We start from the raw sequence: 24,347 nt of genomic DNA, 5'->3' as shown, positions 1-24,347 counted from the left end.
TCATTCGCCCTCCAAATCGTTCAAAGAATCTTTATTTCCTGCCAATGCCCCGATGACGGCTCCGCGTATGACAATTCCTTGCAAGCGGTTTTCTTCATCGATAACGGAAATGGGTACATTGGATGTAGCCATTACGTCCATTAGATCTGTAAGTAATGTTTCACCGGAGACAATTGGAATATCAGTTGTCATGACATCTGCAATGGTTTGATTCTGCTCAATGGCCTGCCGTGCCTCCTCAGCGGTAATGGCGCCCAAAAGTCTTCGATTGCGATCAACAACAAAGATGCTGGAGTATCCCTGCTTCCGCATAATCTCCAATGCTACTCGCGGTCCTCGGTCGACACCAATTTTTTCTGCCCGTTTCATTACATGGGAGGCGGTTAATATTTTTGCTAAATCTACATCTTCCACAAACTTCTCGACAAATTCATTGGCAGGATTCATCAAAATTTGTTCAGGTGTACCCAGCTGGATGATGCTGCCATCCTTCATTAACGCAACCCTGTCTCCTATGCGAAGTGCTTCATCTAAATCATGGGTGATAAAGATAATCGTTTTCTTATATTTTTCTTGAATATCCAGCAGTTCATCCTGCATATCCTTCCGTATTAACGGATCGAGCGCACTGAATGCCTCGTCCATCAAAATTACATCGGTGTCACTGGCTAGTGCTCTAGCTAGTCCAACCCGCTGCTGCATACCGCCGCTCAATTGTTTAGGCAACTGGTTTTCGTACCCTTTTAACCCGACTACCTCAAGGGCACTTAATGCCCTCTTCCTGCGCTGTTCTATGGGAACCTTCTGGATTTCCAGCCCATATTCCGTATTTTCCACAATCGTTTTATGAGGAAATAAAGCAAAGTTTTGAAACACCATGCTAATCTTTTTCTGTCTTACTTTCCTCAGTCTCGCCTCACTCATCTTCACGATATCTTCATTCTCTATCAGTATTTCTCCGATAGTCGGCTCAATCAGCCTGTTAAACATGCGGATTAAAGTGGATTTCCCACTTCCGGATAAACCCATGATGACAAAAATTTCACCGGGATAAATTTCGAAGGAAACATTTTTTACCCCAACTGTCTGTCCTGTTGCTTTTAAAATTTCCTTTTTGGTCTTACCCTGCCTCAATAGATCAATCGCTGCTTTCGAATTATTGCCAAAAATCTTAGAAACATTTCTGACCTCGATGTAAGGATTCATGCTGTCACCTCATTCTTATAATGACCGTATCATATACATTTTTTCCAGATGTTGTTGTTTTATGTTACTTTATAAGATTAAGTTACGTATCCTGTTACTTGAACCGAATAATTGTCACTAAAAAAAGTCATATAAATCTCCTCATGCAGCCAGGTTGACTTTCTAGAAAGAGGATAAACCGTGGGCTATTTTAGACAAACACCATAGAGTATTGGTAAGTTTGGGATTGATTTATTGGGTTATATACAAATTAACCAATTTAAATAAAAGGAGGATGAAAAAAGTGCCATATCATAAACTTAGTGATTTACCAGATTCAGTTAAGGATCATTTACCCCATCATGCACAAGAAATCTTTTTCGAAGCATTTAATTCTGCCAATGAAGAATATAAAGAGGAAGAAACCGCATTTAAAGTAGCTTGGAGTGCTGTCAAAAAGAAATATAAAAAGAATGAGGACACTTGGGTCAAAAAATAAACAAAACAATCTTGGAAATTATTGTAGAAAGCGCTAACTATTTTCTTTCAGCCATGAAAGCTCTGCACCATATCGCTGGCATATCTCAGTTAACATTACACTTATTTGAACATTGTAAATTTTCTTATATTACAGGATAATAATAGACAGAAAGTTAATGTGCGAAGGGGGTAAAATAGTGAAGAACGATTTAGAATTTGATATGGAAATGGCTAGAGAATACGATAAAGGGATTCGACGTGCATTACCAACATATGATGCGTTATTCCGTATGGTGCAGTCCTTTCTCCGGGCACATGTTAAAGACACAGCAAACGTATTAATCGTGGGTGCGGGAGGAGGAAATGAATTTGTGAAATTTGGTACTGCAAATCCCACATGGACCTTTGCAGGTGTCGACACTTCTGAAGCTATGCTAGAAGTTGCACTGCAAAAAGCAAAGAATGAGGGTGTACATGAACGGGTGTCCATTCATACCGGTAAAATTGAACAAATGCAATTTAATGAGAAATTCGATGGTGCAACATGCTTACTTGTTCTCCATTTTATTGAGACGATGGAAGAAAAACGCAGTTTATTAAGAACAGTGAAAGAACTATTACAACCGGGTTCACCTTTTGTCCTTGTCACGATGTATGGTGATCAATCAAAATCAGAATTCGATGAACGGATGAATTTATGGAAATCAATATGGCTTGATTTAACGAATTTAACCAAAGAAGATGTGGAGGAAATGGAAAAATCAGTTCGGGGCCTATCATTTATATCTGCCATCGAAATCGAAGAACTTCTAGAGCAAACTGGATTTGAGCGTATTGCAACATTTTTTTCAACAACACTTTTTGGTGGTTGGATTGCACACACTTCAAAATAAAAAAGGTTTAAAGCCCCCTTTCAATTTTATGTATTGTGCCTGGCATCTTTTTCTTTAAAGACCGTAATTTTGTTTTATAAAATAATTGTTAGTTAGTTCCATAGAAATTCTAATAAAGAGAGGCAGAGTGACTCATCTGCCTCTCTTTTGCAATCCCTTTTTACTAATCATTTCCTTTAAAATCATCATTTCATTAATGGATCAATCACATTCCTTCTTTGTTATTCCTTTGAAAGGATTAAAAAAACATTAGAGAGTTCGATTGCGTCTCTAATGTTTTTTTGGTAATTTTGTTTAATCATGCCCCAAAAAATCTTTATTCCAATCGTGATATTTCGCGACAATTTTCACTGCGGTAAGAGTTGAAGAAATCGAATGCTCCTGACCATTCTGAGCCTTTAGTATATTTATCCATTTACATTTTATTTCAAAAACTTTTCCATTTTGTTCCGCATCTCAACAGGGACCGGACTACTTTTTTGCTGTTCAAAATCAAAGTGAACGACAACCGATTCCCCGTATGCAAGTAATTCATCCCGATCTTCATGAACGATCTTATGACCTAAAGTAAAATTACTTCTTCCAATCTCTTTTAAAAAGGTATTTACTACTATCCTATCATTTACATAAATTTGCTGCTTATATTCACAATTAGTGGAAACAAGAATAAATGGCCAATTATCTAGGTTTGGAATGATTTCATTATCTAAAAGAAACTCTACACGTGCTTGTTCTAAATAAATAAAATAGCTGACACTATTGATATGACCTAAAGCATCTGATTCACAATACCTTGTAACGATTTGTGTAGTATGATGAATGGCTGCCACCCCTCTGAATATTAGTGTTTATTATTTTATTGCCAATCGCTCCCGTAAAACTTTCGTTGCATCATAATCAACAATAAGACCTTCTGGATCAGTAATTGGATCACCTACGATGATGACCCCATAGACCTCCTTTGCCCCTTCAATCGTAACGTATTCGTCCCGAACATCTCGCTTTACTTTTTCTGGATCACGAGCATAAGGTTCTCCCCATCCCCCTCCAGCATTTGTAATATAGCGAAACATTGCATTTGGCTTTGTTTTCCAAACAGGAACGGTTGCAAAATAATAATATTCACCATTTACTTCAGGCATTTTCGTTTCAGGATTTAATTTACCTGCAACTGGAGTGGAAATGTGATACGCTTCTTTATTATGTGCGAGTAAATTCTCTTCTTTTTCAATATCATAGTTTTCTGGATCCCACGTCCACACAGCTCCTGTTTTGCCGTCTTTTCCACCATTTACACCAAATCCACTTGGTCTTTTTAAATGCAGCGGCATTGAATGATGTTGTGTATCGGTTCTCCAAAGGGTATCCTTTAGTACCCCTGCTCCGCCACGATTTTGACCAGCCCCTGCAGTATCGGGTACATATTCCTTACGGAGTACGACGACTGGAACATCAATTTCAATGGCTTCCGTTGAAGGGTCGAGGTTATTCGCAAGATAGGCCACGCTATAGCTATCAGCATCCCCTGCCTTCGTCGCACCCCATGCACCGTGTTCCCCACCACACTGTGCCATGGTCACCCACGGATTTCCGTCTGGCCAAAAGCCATTTGCATTGTGGATATTTAGCGAGCATGTATCCCCTGCAATCGCATTTTCCTTTAGAACATCCTTCAATGCTCTAAAGATGGACAATAAAACAGGCATCGAGGTTTCCCAATAAAGAAAAATGGCACCATCAGGAGGCATTGCATTTGTAACGCTTGCATCCGGGAGCACGATATCAATATTTCTCATCACCCCTGAGGTAAAGGTTGAACTTGGATCCAATAAGTATTTAAATGCAGCACCTATTGCTGTTTTGGTATCTAAGAAACTTGCATTGATAGAGGTTCGAGCTTGGCGTGAGGAACCGCTTAAATCAACTTCTACCTTGCCACCCCTTACAGTAATCTTCGTTTTTACTTTATACTCCTCGGAATTATCAATCCCATCACAATCAATAAACTCTTCGCCTTCATAAACACCATCGGGAAGTTTTTCAAACGCTCTTCCTATTGACTCTGCAGAAATATCTATTGCATATTTGATGGAACCAAGATAGGCTTCTACACCATACCGTTCTATCGTTTCAATCGTCTCTTTTTCACCTAAAAGAAGGTTTTTATAAATGGTGATCATATCGGGACGCATAATTTCTCCGTATCGGGCATTATCAAAAATTAAATCCCATGTTGGTTTATATGGCTTTCCTTCTTTGTAAAACAATCGAGGACCAAGGACTAACCCATTTTCATAAATATCTTTCTTTGTGCCACTAAAACCAGATGGGACAACCCCACCCATGTCAAGCATATGTGCTTGCATATTGACAAACCCCACGATTTTATTTTCACCCTTTACTTCGTAAAAGACTGGTTTCACGAAGCAAATATCATTAACATGCGTACCTATCCGGTATGGGTCATTCGCAATAATTACATCACCAGGGTTTAAATTCTCTGTACCATACTCTTCTACCATGTTTCTTACAGCATCAGTCATCGGTCCGACGAACAAAACAAGGCTATTACTTACCGCTGGCATTGGATAATCTTGTTCAGGAGGCCCGGATATCGTAGCAGCAAAATCATACCAGTCACGGAGAATAATGGAAAAAGCTGTATTTAATAAATCAGTGCACATATGTTGGACAATATACCTCAAGCGGTTAGAAATGACCATCGCGGTAAAACGATCACATTGATATTTTTCAAAAAATTCCTTTTCACTCAAGTCACGTATTAACACTGCAGTATTTTTCATGAACACTCCTCCTCAATTTCACCTATTTAAGGTGATTTTATCTAAAGACTGCTTTCCACACTATACTCTTGTAATGGTAATCTCGCCAAACTGACCAACTTTTGCACTTTGAGACCGTTCAATAAAAGTAGTCGATAATGCCTCCCGAATAATTGCGGGACCAACGATGATATCCCCATTATAAAGGTCATCTCTTTGGAATACATTCGCATGGATTGGTGAGTCACTAATATATTGAAGCTCGACTATATCAATTGGGATCAATTTTTTTCCTATCCTTTTAGGAATTTCAGGATAACTGACTTTATCGGTTGGGACGACAATTTGCAGACGGAACGTTACCCCAACGACAGGCATTCCGTCAAAACGATTTCCCCAATGTTTCTCATAAGTATCATGGAAATTACCGATAATCTCTTCGATGTGTTCCGATGTGATATTTCCTTCAGGTAACGGAATGAATGGGGTTTCCCATGTTTGGCCAGCAAGGTGACCATCAAACGTCCGCACAATTTTTACATCATTTCGATCAATAGAAACTTTTGATAACAGGCGGCTTTCCATTTCATTAAAAATTTCCATTATTCTATCTGCAGCGTTATCATCTATAGAAAGATAAGCAGATTGACTATCTGCAAAAACAAGATCTGAACTTAATAAACCCAATGCAGAAAATAATCCTGGATACGGTGGAATTAAGACACTTTTTGCCCCCACTTTTTCTAATACAGCAGGTAAGAGCATGGGACCTGCAGAGCCATATGCAATTAAAGAATAATCACGAGGATCAATTCCGTGTTTAACGGAAATATCAACAATACCTTCACTAATCTCATTTAATCCCATTTCATAGGCATACCTCACCCGCTGATTCAAATCAAGATTCGTTGGCAAAGATTGAAAGGCTTCCACGGCTAATTGTTTGTCTAACCGAATTCTACCTCCAAGCGGGGCATCAGAATTTAAAATTCCAATTAATAAACAAGTATCAGTTACGGTAGGATTTTTACCGCCTTTCCCATAGCATGCAGGGCCTGGTTTTCCTCCGGCACTTTCTGGTCCTACCCTCAGTTCCCCCGTACCAGGATCAATTTTGACTATACTTCCGCCGCCAGCTCCAATACTTGAAACCTCATTTGTAAGGGTGTTAACAAGTAAGTCATGCTCAAGTTCAAATACTGTAGTAACAGTGGGTTTTCCATCTTTTACGATACTAATATCACAAGAGGTTCCTCCGATATCACAGCAAAGAATGTTTTTTTCTCCGATTTTACTTCCGAAGTGTGCACTCGAAACAGTACCGGATGATGGTCCAGAAAAGACAATTTTATGTGGGCGCTCTAGAGCAAAATCTGCTGGAGAGAGGTTGGCTGCACAATCAGCAAAATTGATTTCTCCGCCAAAACCAATCTTTCTTAACCCATTGATAAGGTTTTCAGAATAATCTTCATAAATTATTTTCATAAACACATCGATGACGGTGGTGGATGCCCTAGGGTACTCTTTGGCTAGAGGTGAGGTACTTGATGAGATAGAACATGGAATATCGCCTAATACTTCTTTGACCATTTGTTGTAATTTGATTTCATGGTCAGCATTTACGTATGCATTAATTAAACAAATAGAAACTCCTTGTACATTACACTTTTTAAGTATTTGTAGTTGTTTATATGCTTGTTCTTCGTCAAACGGAATTAATACTTCTCCATTGCTCATGATGCGTTCCTTTATTCCCCTTCTTAGATATCTTGGTACTAGCGGAGCACTCGCGTCACCAAAGGATCTGCGCCAATCGGCCGAAGTTTGTCCCTCAAGTGGTCGCCATGCACGTCCCATGTCTAGCATATCTCGATGTCCCTCTGTGGTTAAAAAAGCAATCTTGGGCAAATTGCGTGTTAATACTGCATTTAAGCCAGCGGTACTCGCGTGATTAAATACATCCATATTATTTGCTCCGACCAATTCAGCACCTTCGATAACTGGCAGTTCCATACTTTCTGGATTTGTAGGGACTTTAACCGCCGAAATTTTACCTTCCTTAATGGAGATAACATCTGTAAATGTACCACCAACATCAACCCCGATCATTCCGCTCATAAACATGCTCCTTCCGAATGATTAATTTTACGAACATACATTACGTTATTAAAATAGGAATCTATTATAATGTATCAGTCAGTGTACTCATAGAACCGAATAATCCTGCACGTTCTCTTTCAAGTGATGTTAAGCAGTTTTGACATTTCTTTACTTTCAACCAGCCACCTTCGCTTAAAACAGAGTAGACTTTAATATTTATACTTCTGCATTCAGGACAAGCTTCTCCAGTTACCAATTTTTTGTCTGCATTAATATAGGATTCATTTGGACGCAAAACAGGTTTCATTTGTATTCCTCCCATTTTTGAATTTTTAAAATTATTAAATCATTCTTCCCCCTTTGACCACCTCCTTACATGATTTAACTCATCAACATTCCGCCATTTACATCTAATGTAATCCCAGTAATCCAATTTGAAGCTTGAGACGATAAGAACAGTACAGACTCAGCAATATCCTCTGGTTCCCCTAATCTTTTTAGTGGAGACATTTCATCCCGATATGGCCAGTCTTCTGTCATGTTCGTTCTAACAGGTCCGGGCGCAACTGCATTAATATACACATTATGAGGAGCTCCATCTTGGGCAAACCATTTGACCATGGCATGGACACCGCCCTTAGAAGCTACATAATGAGGACCTGAAATAACTCCACCCACTTTTCCTGCGATGGACCCTACAGTAACTATTTTTCCATAGCCATTCTCTTTCATTTTTGGATATACAGCTTGACAACAAAGGAAGGTACCTTTTAAATTCACATTTTGTACAAAATTCCACTCTAATTCGCTAATATCATCAGAACCCGTTCGTTCACAAACACCTGCTGCCGTTACAAGGATGCTTATGTCGCCAAATGTTTCTACTGCCAATCGAACCATGTTTTGAATGTCTTCTTTCTTTGTCACATCACATTTAACCCCAATGGCATTACCGGCATTTTCTTTTATCAATAACACCGTTTCGTCAACAGAAGTTAAATCACTGGCAACGACATTCGCTCCTTCGCGCGCAAGAGCTATTGCAGTTGCTCTCCCAATTCCCCCAGAAGCGCCTGTAACAATGGCAGTTTGATTAGTCAAATCAATTTTCCCGCTTTTAAAAGTCATTCTTATTACTCCCTCGTTTTTTTTTAACAATCCATTTGCTTTTGAGGCTAAAAACCTTATTTAATTAGATTTAAGCTTTGGGCAATTTTTCTTACTCCCCCGCCTGCAGTCAAACCTGCATCAATGGCTAATTCTGCTCCAGTCACAAAAGATGAATCATCAGAAGCTAAAAATACAATCGATTTTGCGATCTCGTCTGCACTGCCAACACGATTTAAAGCAGTAATTTCAGAAAACCTTTCTGTTAACTCTTTCGCAGGATAAGTGAGCGGTGTCCATACAAACCCAGGGTGAACTGAATTTACTCTTATGTCCCATTCACCAAACTCCATTGCAGCGGCCTTCGTCATCCCACGAACAGCCCACTTACTAGCAGTATAAGCAGCAGCGAAATATCCTGTTAGTCCAGCAATGGATGAAACATTGATAATGGAACCCCCTTGACACACTTTCATCAATGGAGCTATATGCTTCATCCCGAGAAAGGTGCCCGTCTGATTAACCGCAATGACCTTACTCCAATCCTCTATTGTACAATCTGCAAAGCCAACCCGGTGGCTTATACCTGCATTATTTACTAGTATGTTGACTGAACCAAACTCTTTTTTTACTATATTGCATGCACTAATCCAGTCCATTTCAAGACTTACATCCATAACGATAGGTACTGTTTTAATGTCATACTTCCGTTCAATTTGTTTACTGGTTTCGAATAACTCATTCTCTAAAATGTCTGCTAAAGCAATCCTCGTGACGCCTTCTTCAGCAAAACTCTTACAAACTTCTGCACCTAATCCTCTTGCACTGCCGGTAACAAAAGCTATTTTACCTTTTAGTTTTTCAGCCATATTTTTGCATCTCCGAATTTAAAATAATCATAACCATCTTCAAAACACCTGAAAAACCCTCCAATCAATCTATCAAATTATTTCTGCTAGATTGTAAGATAGAAATTTTCTTTATCTATTCACTTTCATCTTTTTCATTTCTTCTACTAAAATTGGAACACCTTCTAAACAAGTATGAATCCCCAGCACACTAACCAATTGGAATACTTCCATAATTTCTTCCTTGGTTGCCCCGTATTTTAACGCATTTTTGATATGGACTCGTGTACCTGGATCATATAAATGAGTGGTGGCAGCATCAATCGCGATATAGATGAACTCCTTCACTTTTGGCTCCAATGTGCCTTTATTCCACGGAACAGAAGAAAACTCTAGATAGGCCTCAAAGAATTCATCATCCAGAAGTAAAAACTGATCCCAAAGCTCTGACCAATACCCGCGGGCTTCTTTGAATTGTTCTTTTAATTTTTCCTGTCTCACAGTTAGTTCCTCATTGAGTTCTACCCCGGCATTTTTTAGTTCGTCAACGAGAATAGGAATACCAGAGGTACAAGTATGGATCCCAAGTACACTCGTTAACATAAAAACTTCCATAATTTCTTCTGGAGTAGCCCCGTATCTGATTGCATTTTGCATATGGGCTTGGGTACCAGGCGAATATAAATGAGTAGTAGAAGCATCAATCGCCACATAAATTAACTCTTTCACCTTAGGATCAAGGGTTCCTTTTTTCCACGGGACTGCTGAAAATTTAATGTACTTTTCGAAAAAGTCTTCGTTTAATCTTAACGTATCCTCCCAAAAATCAGCCCAGTACCCTCTTTCAGCAATGAATTTTTCCTTTAGTTCTCTTTGTTTGTTAGTTAATTGTGTCATATGATCACTCCTTATCTAAAATAGATATTTTACATAGAATATTTGAAAAGCCTTAGATGGCATACAAATCATTACCTAGCCATTTCTAACAAATGGATAATATCAGCGTTCACTCCCTTTATACTTTTGCCTCCCCAAAGTAAACAGCAGACATTTCGTCAGAGTCCATCATCGATTTCAAGTATTGTACGTCGCCCTTTCCAACGATCTTTCCACGCTCTAGTACGTACCCAAAATCTGCGATACGCATGGCTAGTGCTGCCATTTGTTCGGAAACAATAATGGTAACCCCCATTGCTTTTAATTCATCTAAGTACTGATAAACTTGATCTACTACAATCGGTGCTAATCCTAATGATGGTTCATCAAGTAGTAATAATCGCGGTTTGGAAAGTATTGCCATTGAGATTATCAACAATTGCTGTTGACCACCACTTAATGTGCCAGCTAGTTGGTGCTTTTTTTGACCTAATATCGGAAATCGTTCATATACTTCAGTAATTTGTTTTAGCATATTTTTTTTATTTTCTTTTGAATTTCGAAAGTAAAAACCTAAAAGTAAATTGTCATGAACAGATTGATCCTTAAATAAGCGGCGTCCTTCCATTACATGTGCAATTCCGCGCTTAACTCTTTCTTCTACTGGTTTGGTCTGGATTGGGGTATCTTTGTAATAAATCTCACCTTGGTCTGGAATAATCAACCCGCTGATTGCGCTTAGCATGGTTGATTTCCCTGAACCATTTGCACCGATAATCGCAGTGATTTTTCCCTCTGCAATGTCTATAGAAATACCTTTCAAGGCGTTTATTGGTCCGTAGTTCACATGAAGGCCATTAATTTTAAGCATGTTTAGCCACTCCCAGATAAGCTTCAATTACTTGTTTATTTTGTTTCATACCCTTCATATCACCAGAGTAAATTTCTTCTCCAGAATCTAACACAAACACTCGATCTACTAGACTAGCGACAAATTCCATATGATGATCGATCAAGACAATTGGAATTCCTCTGCTCTTCACATATCGGATGAGTTGGATTAACAACTTTAACTCTGTCTCAGAAAGTCCTGCTGCCGGTTCATCTAACAAGAGAATTTTAGGTTCTGCTAAAATCGCTCTTGCTACCTCGACGATTCTTTGAATTCCATATGGTAGATTGCCTACTTGATCATCCGCGTAATGAGCAAGTTCAGATAAATCCATGATTTGCTCCACTTTTACTAGCATTTCTTGTTCCTCTACCAGACTCCGTTTGAAATTTATCGTACAAGACAGAATCCCAGACTGATATAAGCGGTGATTTCCAAGAAGTAAATTTTCGCGAACCGTCATGTTTGCGACATTATGTGGATCCTGGAACGTACGGATAATTCCTCTGTTTGCAATGTAATGGCTTTGTTTATTTGTGATGTCATGGTCTTCAAAGGAAATCTTCCCCGAAGTAATGGGATAGATTCCGCTGATTAGATTTACGAGCGTACTTTTTCCCGATCCATTAGGGCCGATTAAACCTAGAATTTCCCCTCGATAGAGTTTAATAGAGATCCCATTTAATGCTCTTAAACCAGAAAAGTCTTTAATGACATTGGTTGTTGTAAGAATCGGTTGATTGCTTCTATTTGCTTCTGAATCGATAATTTCTCTTTTTGCCAGTACATTATGCACAGGTAATGGAGACTTTTCCTTATGTTTAAGGTTTTTATAGAGGCTAGTTCTTAAATTCAGTACACCAGCAAAGCCTTGTGGAATGATTAAAAAGGAAACAACTAAAAGGAAAGCATAAATCATCAATTGATATTCCTGGATAAATTGAAGCTTATTGGGTATAAAGGTTAGGAAGCCTGCACCCAAAATCGGACCTATGATTGTTCCGAATCCTCCAAGAATCCCCATTACTAGAATTTCGATTGATTGCATCATTCCAAACGAATTCGAGCCAATATATCCCATTAAGTGCGCATACAAAGCCCCGGCAACACCTGCCATTAACGCACTTACTGTATATGCTAATTGTTTAACATATTGTGGGGAGATTCCAATACTGGCTGCACTTAGCTCACTGCGGTGTACTGCTAGGAAGGATCTACCGAAATACGATTGAACAAAGTTTTTGAACATCCATAAAAAGAATACAACGATGATTAAAACAACCCAGTAGTAATACGCTAGTCCCATTGGAATTCCTAAGAAGGTGAATGTACCAAGTTGGGGAGATGGAATCCCACTCAATCCCATTACTCCTCCTGTAACAGAAGACCATTCTTTGGCAACCTCTTGAATAATAAACCCAAATCCTAGAGTCATCATCGCTAGGTAAAATTCTTTTACTCGTCCAGCAGGGAAGGATAACAAATATCCGACCAGTCCATTTACAAGCGCAGTTACCAAAATGGTCACAACTAAAGACAACCCGAAATTTGTCATCAAGATTCCCGATGTATAAGCACCAATCGCATAAAATGCAGCATGACCTAAAGAAATTTGTCCAGCAAAGCCACTTAGTAAGTTAATACTTTGGGCAAGGAGAATATTAATTCCCCAGAAGATAAATAATTGAACATCATTTACAGCAAAAACAAATGGGATAAAAGCAAATAACAGAAACAAGACCAGCTTTGTAAAATGACTATCCGTGATTTTATGGAATGTACTCTTTGTCATACTTTTTGGACCACCTTCACTCCAAAGATCCCGTCAGGTTTAAGGGCTAAAATAATAATCAAAATCAAAAATGCTACTCCATGCTCAGCAGAGGTTGAGATATAGCCCCCGACTAATTTTTCAATGACTCCAAGCATTAGACCACCAAACAAAGCTCCTTTGGAACTACCGATTCCACCTAAAACAGAAGCAACAAAGCCTAAAACCATGATGTTCATTCCAAATTCAGGAGTGATGGTCCCATAGATTGGTGCAATCAGAATTCCAGCAACTCCTGCTAATAAAGCACTGATCATAAATGACAAAGTCATGACCATCTTTGATTTAATCCCCATGACTCTAGCAAAGTTCGGGTCATGAGCAACTGCTTTCATTGCTTTTCCCCAAATGGTTTTATTGATAATCACTTCCATTATTAGCATAATGACTAATGCCATGACTAAAACAAGTAAATATTGAGCCGATAATTGAATTCCAAAAATCGAAACATAATCCGTCGCTTTAAAGATAAATGGTGGAAAAGCTAATGCTTGAGCGCCCCATATTTTTGAAGCTAAAGCCTGTAAAAACAGACCTACACCAAGTGTTGAGACTATCCATCCCATACTAGTTGGATATTTTAATAGAGGTCGAATGGAAAATCTTTCCAGAATAAATCCTAAGAGAATAATTATAAAAAATCCTAAAGGGATGGAAACGATCCATGGTAACCCATTCAATAAAAATGACAACACCAGCATGGAACAAAACATAATAAATGGACCATGACCAAAGTTTACAACCTTTGTGGTCCAAAACGTGATATTAAAACCGTGTGCAATAAGGGAATACACGGCACCGACACATAATCCAGTAAAAATTAACTCTAAGGCGAACTCTAAACTAGACACCGTAATGACCTCCTAACACGAATTCACTTCCAATTAAATCAACTACTGGCTGAATACGATTTAAGCACCCAACCAGTATAGGATTTTTACCTTACAAAACATTTACTAATCATCCTAAGGGAAGTGAAGGACCCTTCACTGATAGTAATTTCACTTTACTTATATGGGACTAGCTTAATGTCCTTGCCTTCTTTGACATATTTAAATAAATTGAGTGCTTCTTCTGAGATAGCATGATGCTTTTGCCCACTAAATGAATAGGTCGCATTTACCCCTTTATAGTCTTTAATGGATTCTAAAGATTTGATGATATCTTCTGATTTCGTACTTTTGGCATTTTTAATTGCTTCAAACAGAACATTGGCACCATCATAAGCATTCGCTACGTTTAAAGACATAAAAAGCTGCGGGTTTTCTTTGTCATTTCCCCAGTATCGGTCGACACCATATTTTTCTTTATAAGCATTCGCAAATATTTGTGCTTCAGTTGATAATGGATCTTGCCCAAGAGCTCCAACCATCGATCCAATGGTCCCAAGAACTAAATCACCAGCTCCTTCTACATATGGAAGTGACAGTGCACCATTTGTTGCGACTAGTGGCACGTTAAGCCCTAAGCGATCCATCCCTTTTTTAATATTTGCTAGGTCAGCGCCCAGTCCTACGACAACGACTACCTCTGCCCCAGCATTCTTAATTTTTGATAATTGCGAGGTCATATCAGAAACACCCTGATTGTATTCTTCACGAGCAACTGGTTTAACCTTGAAATCCTTTTCTAACATTTCTGTAATCAAATCAATCCCAGAATTTCCATAAGCTGTACTTTCATGAAGTAAAGCAATCTTTTTCCAGTTTTCACCGGTGAATTTTCCTAGAACATGTGCCTCTACGTCATTCTGTAAGGCAAATGAGAAGACATTTTTTCGTGGTGGTTGATCAGTTCCATTTGGGTAGGTTACTGCAATCGTTTGTGGGACAATGTTCATATGAACAATCCCTTTGGCTTCTGTAATCGGAACAGTGGCCAATCCTGGACCACTTCCTGCAGGACCAATAAGGGCAACAACCTCTGGATCTGCGATTAATTGTTGAACATTCGTTGCAGCTTTATCAGGAACTAATTGATCGTCTAAAATTTCAATTTCGATTTTCTTGCCGTTAATTCCACCATTTTTATTCCATTCATCGATGGCTAATTTAACCCCACGTTTATTTCCTTCCCCGTATTCACTATAAGGACCTGTAATCGCGGAGGTCATACCGATTTTAATCTTCCCTTTATCAGAATCACCTTTTGATCCACTTGAAGAATTCGTAGAACTGTTAATTGCTGAATTACTGCAAGCTGTTATGAATAACAAGATAAATCCGAGCACGATTAACGAAAGCCTTTTCATCTTTAACGCCCCCAAACATATTAATAAGATCTAGGCATTCCCAAGTTATGCTGAGCAATAAAGTTTAAAATCATTTCTTCTGATACTGGTGCAATTTTAAAGAGGCGAACATCTCTCCATATTCGTTCAACATGATATTCTTTTGCGTAGCCAAAGCCTCCCAGTACTTGCATCGCTCGATCACAAAGTCCAAATGCGGCTTTGCCGGCAATTAATTTTGCAGTATTTGCTTCTGCTCCATTCGGGATGGATTGATCATAAAGCCAAGCTGCCTTGTAGTTCATTAGCTGAGCAACATTGATTTCCGCACTCAGCTCAGCAAGAGGAAATTGAATTCCTTGGTAGGCACCAATTGGTGTATTATTAAAAACAACTCTCTCTTTTGAATAATCTACTGCTAGTTTAAGGGCCAGTTCTCCTGTACCTACTAGGCCAGCCGTTGTGACAATTCGTTCAGCGTTTAGTGTATCAACAAGATAACGCCAGCCTTTTCCTTCTTCACCAATTAAATTGTCTTTATGAACTTTTAAGTTCTCGATAAACACTTCATCAGATTGAACACAATGTGTCCCAACTTTTTCAATTGGCTGCGTAACAATCGCAGAATCTTTTGAATCGACTAAAAACAAACTAATGCCATCCGTTTTCCTTTGAACGTCTTCCTTTTTTGTTGTCCTCGCCACAAGTAGCATCTTGTCAGCAACATTCACACCTGAAATCCAAGTCTTCTGACCATTAATGATATAATGATCACCCTCTTTCCTGGCGAAAGTAGTAATCTCAAGAGAATTACTTCCTGCATTAGGTTCTGTAAGGGCCATACAGAAATTCATCTCACCTGAAGCAATTTTAGGTAAGTATTCTCTTTTTTGAACTTCGCTCCCATGACGTTCAATTGTTATGCCTCCGAATATGGGTGTCAGCATAAATAGCTGACCAACTGTTGAACCTGCACCTGCTTTTGAAAGTTCTTCGATTACCATCGCCATTTCAACTAGGCCTAAACCAACACCTCCATACTCCTCGGAAATTGAAACACCTATATAGCCGTTTTTCCCCAATTCACTCCATAATTCATGTACAAACTCATGCTTTGCATCTTTTTCCCGCCAATATTCCAAGCCAAAGTCATTGGCAATTTTTCTAACACCTTCTTTTAGCATTAATTGATCTTGAGTGATTTCAAAGTTCATTATGCTCGCTGCCTCCTATTTTCTCTTAATTCCCTTTTTAGGACTTTTCCTGAAGGATTTCTCGGTAATTCATTCACAAATTCAATTTCTTGTGGAACTTTATATTTTGCTAGTTTTTCCTTGCATAAGGATAGGAGTTCTGCTTCTATTATGTTCTCATCTTTCTTCGCAACAATGAAAGCTTTTGGAACTTCTCCCCATTTTGGATGAGGAATTCCAATCACGGCAGCTTCTAACACGAATGGATGCTCATATAGAACCCTTTCTACCTCAAGTGTTGCGATATTTTCTCCGCCACTAACGATCATATCCTTTTTACGATCAGTGATGTATAAATAGCCTTCTTCATCCACGTAGCCCATATCTCCGGTATGAAACCATCCGTTTCGAATCGACTTTTTGGTTGACTCTTCGTCTTGCCAATATCCTTTTGTTACCTTTGGTCCTCGAAAGACAATCTCACCAATTTCACCAGGCGGGACTTTGTTTCCATCGTCATCAACAACTCTCATATCCAAGTGAATGCAAGGTTTTCCCACGGAGCCAAGCTTTTCAAATGTTTTGGAGCGTGGGAGGAAAGTATCACCAGAAACGGTTTCTGTTAACCCATATGCATCGCAAAACCAGGCATTTTTAAATAGCTTCTGAACCCTTTCAATTAATGGTTCTGGCATCCTTTCTCCTCCAGCAATGATGAAACGAATCGAGTCAAGATTATATCGATGGGCCTGTTCGAATTGAAGTAACATATTGACCATGGCTGGTGCTAACCAAATATTGGTTGGCTTTTCTTGCTCAATTGCAGCGAGTACTTGCTCAGGATCAAATTTCCTTAAGATCACTACACTCCCACCCCGATATAGAACCCCTGTTGAAGGAAGATCCAATCCTCCTACATGGTAAAGGGGACCAACGATTAACGTTTTATCATCTGGTCCAATGTTGAAGTTCCAAATGTGACCTATATTTTTCCAATACAAGTTTTCAAACGATATTTTGACTCCTTTTGGTCGAGAGGTTGTTCCAGACGTATACATTAATCGATGTAAATCGTTTAATTCTACATGTGCGTCTAAAACTTGTGTACCTAGATTGGAATCTATTAATTTCTGATAGGACTTCCATGATTTATCCTCTGTCACCGATAGGGAAACATAATGTTGAAGTTCCGGCAAATTTTCTCTGATGCTATCGATTTCATTATGGAAGTCATCTTCACTGATAAGGGCTTTAGCTCCCGCATTTCCTAAGATATAAGCAAGTTCATCTGGAGCTAAGCGAAAATTAAGCGGCAGAAAGATCGCACCGATACGATTGACTGCAAATATAGTTTCGAAAAATTCTGAACAATTATAAACTAAAATCCCTACACGGTCGCCTTGTTCGATGCCAAGAGAGAGAAGCCCTTGTGCTAACGCATTCACTCGATCATTCAGCTCTTTGTATGTAATTCGTTTATTTTCATAAACAATTACCTCTTTATAAGGATTTTCTTCGGCCCATTTGTTAACGACAGATGAGAAGTTGATATTTCCTTCAATACTCAATGTCCTCTCCCTCCTTAGACAATTATCTTCCCAAATAATTGGGTTTCCTTTTTTCTAAAAATGCACTTAAACCTTCCACACGATCTTCTGTACTAAAGTTAACAAGCCATGCTTCTGCTTCTAAACTTAATGCATTATCAAGGGAAATTTCACTGCCTTGGTTAATCGCTTTTTTAGACTGAATCACAGCCATTGGACTATTAGCCAATATACTCTCAGCTAGTTCTACACAGCTACTCATTAGTTCATCGTGTGGGACAATTCGGTTCACAATCCCTAATTCTTTTGCTTCGTGGACAGAAATGCGTCTTCCGGTAAAGACTAATTCCTTCGCAACACCTTTTCCTACTAATCTTACTAATCTTTGAGTTCCTCCCCAGCCTGGATAAAGTCCGATACAAACCTCAGGGAGACCTAATTTCGCCTTATCTGAAGCAATGCGAATATCACAAGCCAATGCTAACTCGGTTCCGCCTCCTAATGCATAGCCATTAATCGCAGCAATGACTACTTTGTTGCTGTTCTCTATTTTGCTTAATACGCATTGTCCTTTATAAACAAATCTTTCACCTTCGATTACACTCATTCGTTTCATTGCATCAATATCTCCGCCAGCCACGAATGCTTTCTCACCACCGCCTGTGATGATGACAACACGAATCTTTTCATCTTTTTCAATCACATTAAAAGTGGTTTCTAACTCTTCTAAAACCTCATCATCAATCGCATTTAACACATCTGGACGATCAATTGTGATGGTGGCAATTCCAGACCCGATTTGGGTGCGAACATATTTTACTTTTTCCATACATATCTCTTCCTTTCTATACATGAATTCCTTTACCCATACTTGCTAAAGCTGCCTCTAGCAAACCTTCGGATAAAGTAGGGTGCGGGTGGATTGTTGCTGCTATTTCCTCAGTTGTCGCTTCAAGGTTTATAGCTAGTACTCCTTCTGAAATTAATTCGGATGCATTCGTTCCGACAATATGAATCCCGAGGATTTGATTATATTTTTTATCGCGAACGACTTTTACAAATCCCTCTGCTTTTCCATTTGTTAATGCTCGCCCATTGCCGTTAAAATAGTACTTACCAATCTGGTAATCTAGATTTTTTGTGTTCGCCTCTTTTTCGGTAAGACCAACAGACGCGATTTCAGGGGACGTGTAAATACAACGGGGAATCAATTCGTAATTCATTCTTTTTTGATATCCCATGCAATTTTCAGCGGCGACCATTCCTTGTGCTGAAGCAACATGTGCTAAATTTTCTTTACCTGTTATGTCCCCGATTGCGAAAATGGATGGGATACTTGTACGAAGTGATTCATCGACCATAACTCCCCCATTTTCTTCTTCAAGTCCTATTGCTTTTAGCTTTTCTAGTCTAGCTTTCCTACCAGTTGCTACAAGAATCTCTTTGACAACAATTTCTTTATAATGATCTTTGTGTTCGATATATAAAGTCTTTTCACCATTTTCTTCTTTAATTTCTTTTACTTGTGAAGAGGTTAGGATTTCGACTCCATCTTTTTTAAGTGATTTTTTTAGGAATTGAGCGACATCAAGATCCGCTCCTGGCAGAATTTCGTTTTCACTCTCAATTAACACGACTTTTACACCAAATGGAGCATAGATACCAGCAAATTCACAGCCAATGGCCCCTGCCCCGATAATCGCAATACTTTCAGGTAATTCCGTCATGGAAAGAGCCTCTTTGCTTGCCCATGGTTTAGCATTTTTTAAACCTGGAATGTTCGGAATATGGGCCTCTGAACCTGTAGCTAAAATAATATTTTTACTAGTAATGGTTTCTATTTCCCCATTGCTCTTGGTGACCTTCACCTTATTTGGAGAGACGATTTCGCCTACCCCATTTATAACAGTGACCTTATCTTTCTTCAGCAAATGACTAATTCCTTTTTGAAGCTGCTGTATAAGCGTTTCCTTTTTCTTCATCAGTTTTGCAAAATCTATCGTTGGTGGTGGATAATAGACACCAAATTCCGATGAAAAGGTATGGATTTTGGTCAGTTCTGCTCCTTTGAGTAGTGTTTTAGTGGGAATGCACCCTGCATTTAAACAAACTCCACCGAGCTCATTCCGTTCAATTAAAACGACTTTTCCTCCTAATTGAGCAATACGGAGTGCTGCAAGATAACCACCTGGACCGCCGCCAATTACAGCAGCATCATAGCCAGGTGAGGCGGTTTCATTTGAAGGGCTTTTTAACACTTCATTTGCAGAAGGAAGGGCAATATTTTCCTTTTCATCCCGGTATGAATGGGTGGTATGCAAAGTGGCTAATGTTTCCCCAACGAGAACTTCCTCACCTTCTTGCTTTATAATGCTTACAATTACTCCACTTTCTGGTGCCTCTACTTCTATTGTCATTTTCTCTGTCATTAATTCTGCAATGGTGTCATTTTTCTTCACTTTTTCACCTTCTGCAACTAACCATGTGGTGACAGTTGCCTCCGTCATCGTTAGACCTGCTTTAGGAACAATAATATCCATTTTCATTTCTCCTAGTTTTGAAGTGACAGAATATCTTCTGGATTTTCAATAAAATGTTTAAGTTCACCCAAAAATTCTGCTGCCGGTGCCCCATCCATAACACGATGGTCAAATGAAAGGGATAAAACCATCGTTTTTCCGATACGGATTTGACTGTTTTCTACAATAATATCTTCTATTATTCTACCAATGCCAAGTATCGCACTTTCAGGTTGGTTGATCACGGGGGTAAAAGCATCCACCTCATACATCCCTAAATTACTAATAGTAAATCGACTGTTTTCGGTATCGGTTCGTTTCAACTTTCTTGTTCGCGCCCTGTTCACTTTATCTTTCACGTCAAAAGAGATTTGTTCAAGCGATTTTTGATCCGCATTGTGAATCACTGGAACAATTAATCCTTCTTCCCGGGCAACGGCAATCCCAATATTAATATCGTTATGATAGGTAAGCATCTCTTCCTCTAACGAAACATTGATTATAGGGTGCTTGCGCAGGCTTTCAGCAACAATTTTTACAAATAAATCTGTAAAACTAATTTTGATTTTATGTTTTTCCATATAAACGTTTCGGTAGTTAACTAAATGCGTTGCTTCGGTTTTTACTGTAAGTGTCACGTGAGGAGCATTTCTCTTACTATCAGTCATCCTTTTGGCAATTACTTTTCGAATTCCCGCTAAACGTAATTTCTTTTTGTCAGTGATGTTATTTGATTGTTGGACTTTTATTAAGATATCAGCACTGACAATTTTCCCGTCCATGCCGCTTCCTTGTACTTGTTCTATACTAATATTTTGAATATTGGAAATATTTTTTGCGAGTGGAGTGATTTTTCTATGTTGTTTCTTAGTTGGAGTTAAATCTTTAATCTGACTATTAATTTTTTCAGTATAATGAATGACATCTTGCTCGATAATTCGTCCATTAGGACCGCTTCCTTCAAAATGATCTAGCGCAATTCCTAATTTATTCGCATAGGCTCTTGCTCTAGGGGAGGCAAAGGTAGGTTTAGCTAATAACGAAGTCAAAATCCCTTCCTCCTTTATTAATGGCTGGCGAATGAGAATTGGCGGCCAACACAAATTTTTTTGACTGCATTAATGATATCGTTTTCATTTGGCAAATAATAGTTTTCAAGTGGTTTACTATACGGGACAGGTGTAAATGGTGCACCAACACGTTGGATTGGGGCATCCAAATAATCAAAGATATCTTCTTGAATCATGGCCGCAATTTCTGCACCCACTCCGCCAATTTTTACTGCTTCATGTACAATGATTAGTCGACCTGTCTTTTTAACGGATTGTTTAATGGTGTCTGTGTCCAAAGGTGTAATGGTTCGTGGATCAATAATCTCAGCAGATATTCCGTTATTTTCAAGAGTTTCTACAGCTGCCAATGCTTTGTTTACCATCTGGCCTACGGCAACAATGGTAACATCAATTCCTTCTTTGACAATTTTCGCCTTTCCAAATGGAATCGTATAATCTTCTTCGGGTACTTCCCCTTTCATCCCATATAAAGCTTTATTTTCAATGAACACAACAGGATTATTATCACGAATCGCTGTTTTCAATAAACCTTTTGCATCATATGGATTCGAGGGCATTACTACTTTTATCCCTGGAATATGAAATAGAAGCGCTTCCAAACTTTGTGAATGTTGAGGACCGGCATTTAAACCTGCTCCACCTTGGGTCCTAATCACTAATGGCAATGCCATTTGTCCCCCAGACATATATCTCATTTTGGCGGCTTGATTGATAATTTGATCGAAACAAACGGCAATAAAATCCATAAACATGATTTCAATGACCGGTCTCAATCCTGTAGAGGAGGCACCTACAGCCATTCCGACGATTGCTGATTCACTAATCGGTGTGTCGATGACACGTGCTGAACCAAATTCAGCAATCAATCCTCTCGTGATTCCAAAGGATCCACCAGCATTGCCTACATCTTCGCCTGCAATAAAAACAGTCGAATCCTTCTGCATTTCTTCTCTTAGCGCATTATTAATGGCTTTGTTATATCGAATGAGCATGATTCCACCTCCTATTAAGCGTAGACATCTTCTAATGTAGACAATTCATTCGGAAAAGGGCTTTCGCGCGAAAACTTTTCTGCTTCATCGAGTTCTAGTTTGACAGCTTCTTCAATCGAAACGAGTGAACTTTCCTGGATATGATATTCAGAAGTTAGGATGGAACGGAAATTTTTAATAGGATCATTTTTCTTCCATTCGTCAATTTCACCTTCTGGTCGATAACGTTGTGGATCGCCTTCAAAATGGCCGCTCCAGCGATTGGTTACACATTCAACTAGGAAAGGTCCTTCTCCATTTCTTACTCGATTTATGATTGGTTTCATTGTTTGATAGACTTCTACCACATCATTTCCATTTACTAGAAAGCTCTCAATGCCATAGGCTCCTCCTCTTTCTACAATGGTTTTTACTGGTAAATGAGTTTCCCGAGGGGTAAATTCTGCATACTGATTACTTTCACAAACAAAGATAATCGGTAGTTTAAGAACTGAGGCCATGTTAACCGCTTCGTGAAAATAGCCAATTCCTGTAGCTCCTTCACCGAAGAAAGGAATCACGACCTGACCTTTATTATTCGTTTTGGCTGTAATCCCAGCCCCAACTGCAATCGGCATACCTGCTCCAACAATCCCATTTGCTCCAAGAATCCCTATTTCAACATCGACGACATGCATCGAACCGCCTTTTCCTTTACAATAGCCGGTTTCTTTTCCAAATAACTCTGCCATCATTTTTTTTACATCTGCACCTTTTGCAATACAATGTCCATGTCCTCTATGTGTACTCGTAATATAATCTTCCTTTGATAGATTTTCACAAATTCCAGATGCTACTGCCTCTTGACCTATGTACAAGTGCAAAAATCCTGGTATCAGCCCATCTGAGAACAAACTAGAAACTCTTTCTTCAAACCCGCGAATCTTGACCATTGTTTGATAAAGGGACATTAACTCCTCATTCGGAATGTGGCTCAACCCTTCTTCCCCCTTTTTAAGCTTTATCTTTTTCATTTAGAATTCCGTTTTTGATGATGTTCAAATAAATTCTTGCTAGTTCATCCATTGGCTTTTCACCATTTGGGTTATACCAATGATACATAAAGTTACTAGCACCTAAGATAAAAAAACTAGAAATTCGGCTATTTTCTATATTAAAAACGCCATTTATTCTTCCTTCTTCTAAAACGTTAATGAAAATGCTTTCATAGTCATCTCTTTTATTCATAACAATCTTATAATTCTCGGGCGATAAATTATTGTACTCTTTATAAAAGATGGTGATATCATCCTTATAATCCTTAATAATTTCTAAGTGTGTTTTTAATAATTTTACTAGCTTCTCTTCGGTTGGAAGTGACTCTTCTTCGATTAACTTCAACTTCGAATAACCTTCAGATATAAATCGTTCGTGGAGCAAAAAAAGAATTTCCTCTTTACTTTTTAGATAATGATATAACCCCCCTTTCGTGATTCCTGCTGCATCTGCAATATCTTGAATTGAGGTTCTATTAAAGCCATTTTTTACAAACAGCGTTAGCGCAGCATCTAATATTTCTACTTTTCGATCTTGGCCTTTACTCTGCAATACATTTGTCATTTTAGAAAACCGCCTTAACTAGATTCACTTAATACCAAAAACCGACCGGCTGTCCGGTTTATTTATTTGTTATTAGCATACCGGCTGTCCGGTTTTTTGTCAATAATATTTTAATAATCATTTGAATTTTTAGAAAAATATAATTAACTGTTTGAAGGATCAAGTCGTTTCATGGTACAGAGATTTTAAGGAGTGCACA

At 38.7% G+C, this 24,347-nt stretch carries 22 protein-coding genes; 2 read left to right on the top strand and 20 right to left on the bottom strand.

The genetic code is table 11. The features are described from left to right. Complete coding sequence (locus tag AA980_RS20995) at nt 1–1,206, bottom strand: quaternary amine ABC transporter ATP-binding protein (RefSeq protein ID WP_024028111.1); 1,206 nt, start codon at nt 1,204–1,206, stop codon at nt 1–3. Between the two features lie 283 nt (nt 1,207–1,489). On the opposite strand from AA980_RS20995, the gene AA980_RS20990 reads away from it, so the two are divergent. Together AA980_RS20990 and AA980_RS20985 are read left to right on the top strand one after the other, a co-directional pair. Continuing rightward, the gene (locus AA980_RS20990; RefSeq protein WP_024028112.1) at nt 1,490–1,684 is read left to right on the top strand and encodes a ChaB family protein; all 195 of its coding nucleotides are present in this window, start codon (nt 1,490–1,492) and stop codon (nt 1,682–1,684) included. 178 nt (nt 1,685–1,862) lie between these two features. Further along, nucleotides 1,863–2,558 (top strand): class I SAM-dependent methyltransferase, encoded by a 696-nt coding sequence (locus AA980_RS20985; protein WP_024028113.1) that lies wholly within the window; start codon nt 1,863–1,865, stop codon nt 2,556–2,558. A gap of 422 nt (nt 2,559–2,980) precedes the next feature. Here the strand turns inward: AA980_RS20985 and AA980_RS20980 are convergent, their stop codons facing one another. The 19 genes from AA980_RS20980 to AA980_RS20890 all read right to left on the bottom strand — a co-directional run bounded on the left by AA980_RS20980 (nt 2,981) and on the right by AA980_RS20890 (nt 24,148). Then, entirely contained in the window at nt 2,981–3,388 is a 408-nt protein-coding gene (locus AA980_RS20980) for an acyl-CoA thioesterase (protein WP_024028114.1), read from the bottom strand. 21 nt (nt 3,389–3,409) lie between these two features. Next, nucleotides 3,410–5,362 (bottom strand): hydantoinase B/oxoprolinase family protein, encoded by a 1,953-nt coding sequence (locus AA980_RS20975; RefSeq protein ID WP_024028115.1) that lies wholly within the window; start codon nt 5,360–5,362, stop codon nt 3,410–3,412. A 60-nt stretch (nt 5,363–5,422) separates the two neighbouring features. Beyond that, a complete protein-coding gene (locus tag AA980_RS20970) occupies nt 5,423–7,459 on the bottom strand; it encodes a hydantoinase/oxoprolinase family protein (protein ID WP_024028116.1) in 2,037 nt (678 codons plus the stop codon). A 64-nt stretch (nt 7,460–7,523) separates the two neighbouring features. Next, nucleotides 7,524–7,748, bottom strand: coding sequence for a hypothetical protein (locus AA980_RS20965; RefSeq protein ID WP_024028117.1), 225 nt, complete (start codon nt 7,746–7,748; stop codon nt 7,524–7,526). Nucleotides 7,749–7,822: 74 nt separating this feature from the next. After that, the gene (locus AA980_RS20960; protein ID WP_024028118.1) at nt 7,823–8,569 is read right to left on the bottom strand and encodes an SDR family NAD(P)-dependent oxidoreductase; all 747 of its coding nucleotides are present in this window, start codon (nt 8,567–8,569) and stop codon (nt 7,823–7,825) included. 56 nt (nt 8,570–8,625) lie between these two features. Further along, nucleotides 8,626–9,417, bottom strand: coding sequence for an SDR family NAD(P)-dependent oxidoreductase (locus AA980_RS20955; protein WP_024028119.1), 792 nt, complete (start codon nt 9,415–9,417; stop codon nt 8,626–8,628). Between the two features lie 111 nt (nt 9,418–9,528). Continuing rightward, entirely contained in the window at nt 9,529–10,293 is a 765-nt protein-coding gene (locus AA980_RS20950) for a carboxymuconolactone decarboxylase family protein (RefSeq protein ID WP_024028120.1), read from the bottom strand. A 118-nt stretch (nt 10,294–10,411) separates the two neighbouring features. Beyond that, nucleotides 10,412–11,143, bottom strand: coding sequence for an ABC transporter ATP-binding protein (locus tag AA980_RS20945; RefSeq protein ID WP_024028121.1), 732 nt, complete (start codon nt 11,141–11,143; stop codon nt 10,412–10,414). Beyond that, entirely contained in the window at nt 11,136–12,956 is a 1,821-nt protein-coding gene (locus AA980_RS20940; RefSeq protein WP_024028122.1) for a branched-chain amino acid ABC transporter ATP-binding protein/permease, read from the bottom strand. Before AA980_RS20940 ends, AA980_RS20945 begins: the two co-directional genes overlap by 8 nt. Beyond that, nucleotides 12,953–13,846: a branched-chain amino acid ABC transporter permease gene (locus AA980_RS20935; RefSeq protein ID WP_024028123.1), complete on the bottom strand. Its 894-nt coding sequence runs from the start codon at nt 13,844–13,846 to the stop codon at nt 12,953–12,955. Before AA980_RS20935 ends, AA980_RS20940 begins: the two co-directional genes overlap by 4 nt. Nucleotides 13,847–14,001: 155 nt before the next feature. Continuing rightward, a complete protein-coding gene (locus tag AA980_RS20930) occupies nt 14,002–15,246 on the bottom strand; it encodes an ABC transporter substrate-binding protein (RefSeq protein ID WP_024028124.1) in 1,245 nt (414 codons plus the stop codon). Nucleotides 15,247–15,266: 20 nt separating this feature from the next. Continuing rightward, entirely contained in the window at nt 15,267–16,439 is a 1,173-nt protein-coding gene (locus AA980_RS20925; protein WP_024028125.1) for an acyl-CoA dehydrogenase family protein, read from the bottom strand. After that, nucleotides 16,439–17,986, bottom strand: a complete 1,548-nt coding sequence (locus AA980_RS20920; RefSeq protein WP_024028126.1) for an acyl-CoA synthetase — start codon at nt 17,984–17,986, stop codon at nt 16,439–16,441. The genes AA980_RS20925 and AA980_RS20920 overlap by 1 nt, the downstream gene beginning before the upstream one ends. Nucleotides 17,987–18,008: 22 nt before the next feature. After that, nucleotides 18,009–18,794: an enoyl-CoA hydratase/isomerase family protein gene (locus AA980_RS20915; RefSeq protein WP_024028127.1), complete on the bottom strand. Its 786-nt coding sequence runs from the start codon at nt 18,792–18,794 to the stop codon at nt 18,009–18,011. 16 nt (nt 18,795–18,810) lie between these two features. Continuing rightward, nucleotides 18,811–20,505 carry a dihydrolipoyl dehydrogenase gene (gene lpdA / locus AA980_RS20910; protein WP_024028128.1) on the bottom strand — a complete coding sequence of 565 codons (1,695 nt, stop codon included), beginning with the start codon at nt 20,503–20,505 and terminating at the stop codon, nt 18,811–18,813. An 11-nt stretch (nt 20,506–20,516) separates the two neighbouring features. Then, nucleotides 20,517–21,533, bottom strand: coding sequence for a dihydrolipoamide acetyltransferase family protein (locus tag AA980_RS20905; protein ID WP_024028129.1), 1,017 nt, complete (start codon nt 21,531–21,533; stop codon nt 20,517–20,519). Nucleotides 21,534–21,550: 17 nt separating this feature from the next. Next, complete coding sequence (locus AA980_RS20900) at nt 21,551–22,552, bottom strand: alpha-ketoacid dehydrogenase subunit beta (RefSeq protein ID WP_328586690.1); 1,002 nt, start codon at nt 22,550–22,552, stop codon at nt 21,551–21,553. A gap of 11 nt (nt 22,553–22,563) precedes the next feature. Then, nucleotides 22,564–23,526 (bottom strand): thiamine pyrophosphate-dependent dehydrogenase E1 component subunit alpha, encoded by a 963-nt coding sequence (locus tag AA980_RS20895; RefSeq protein WP_407937475.1) that lies wholly within the window; start codon nt 23,524–23,526, stop codon nt 22,564–22,566. Between the two features lie 16 nt (nt 23,527–23,542). Continuing rightward, entirely contained in the window at nt 23,543–24,148 is a 606-nt protein-coding gene (locus tag AA980_RS20890; RefSeq protein ID WP_024028132.1) for a TetR/AcrR family transcriptional regulator, read from the bottom strand. Between the last annotated feature and the right edge of the window lie 199 nt (nt 24,149–24,347).

The sequence above is a fragment of the Neobacillus vireti genome (assembly GCF_001026695.1).
Classification (GTDB): Bacteria; Bacillota; Bacilli; order Bacillales; family Cytobacillaceae; genus Neobacillus; species Neobacillus vireti.
The sequence above is the reverse complement of the archived record's forward strand: the minus strand, read 5'-3'. Positions and strand labels throughout refer to the sequence as shown.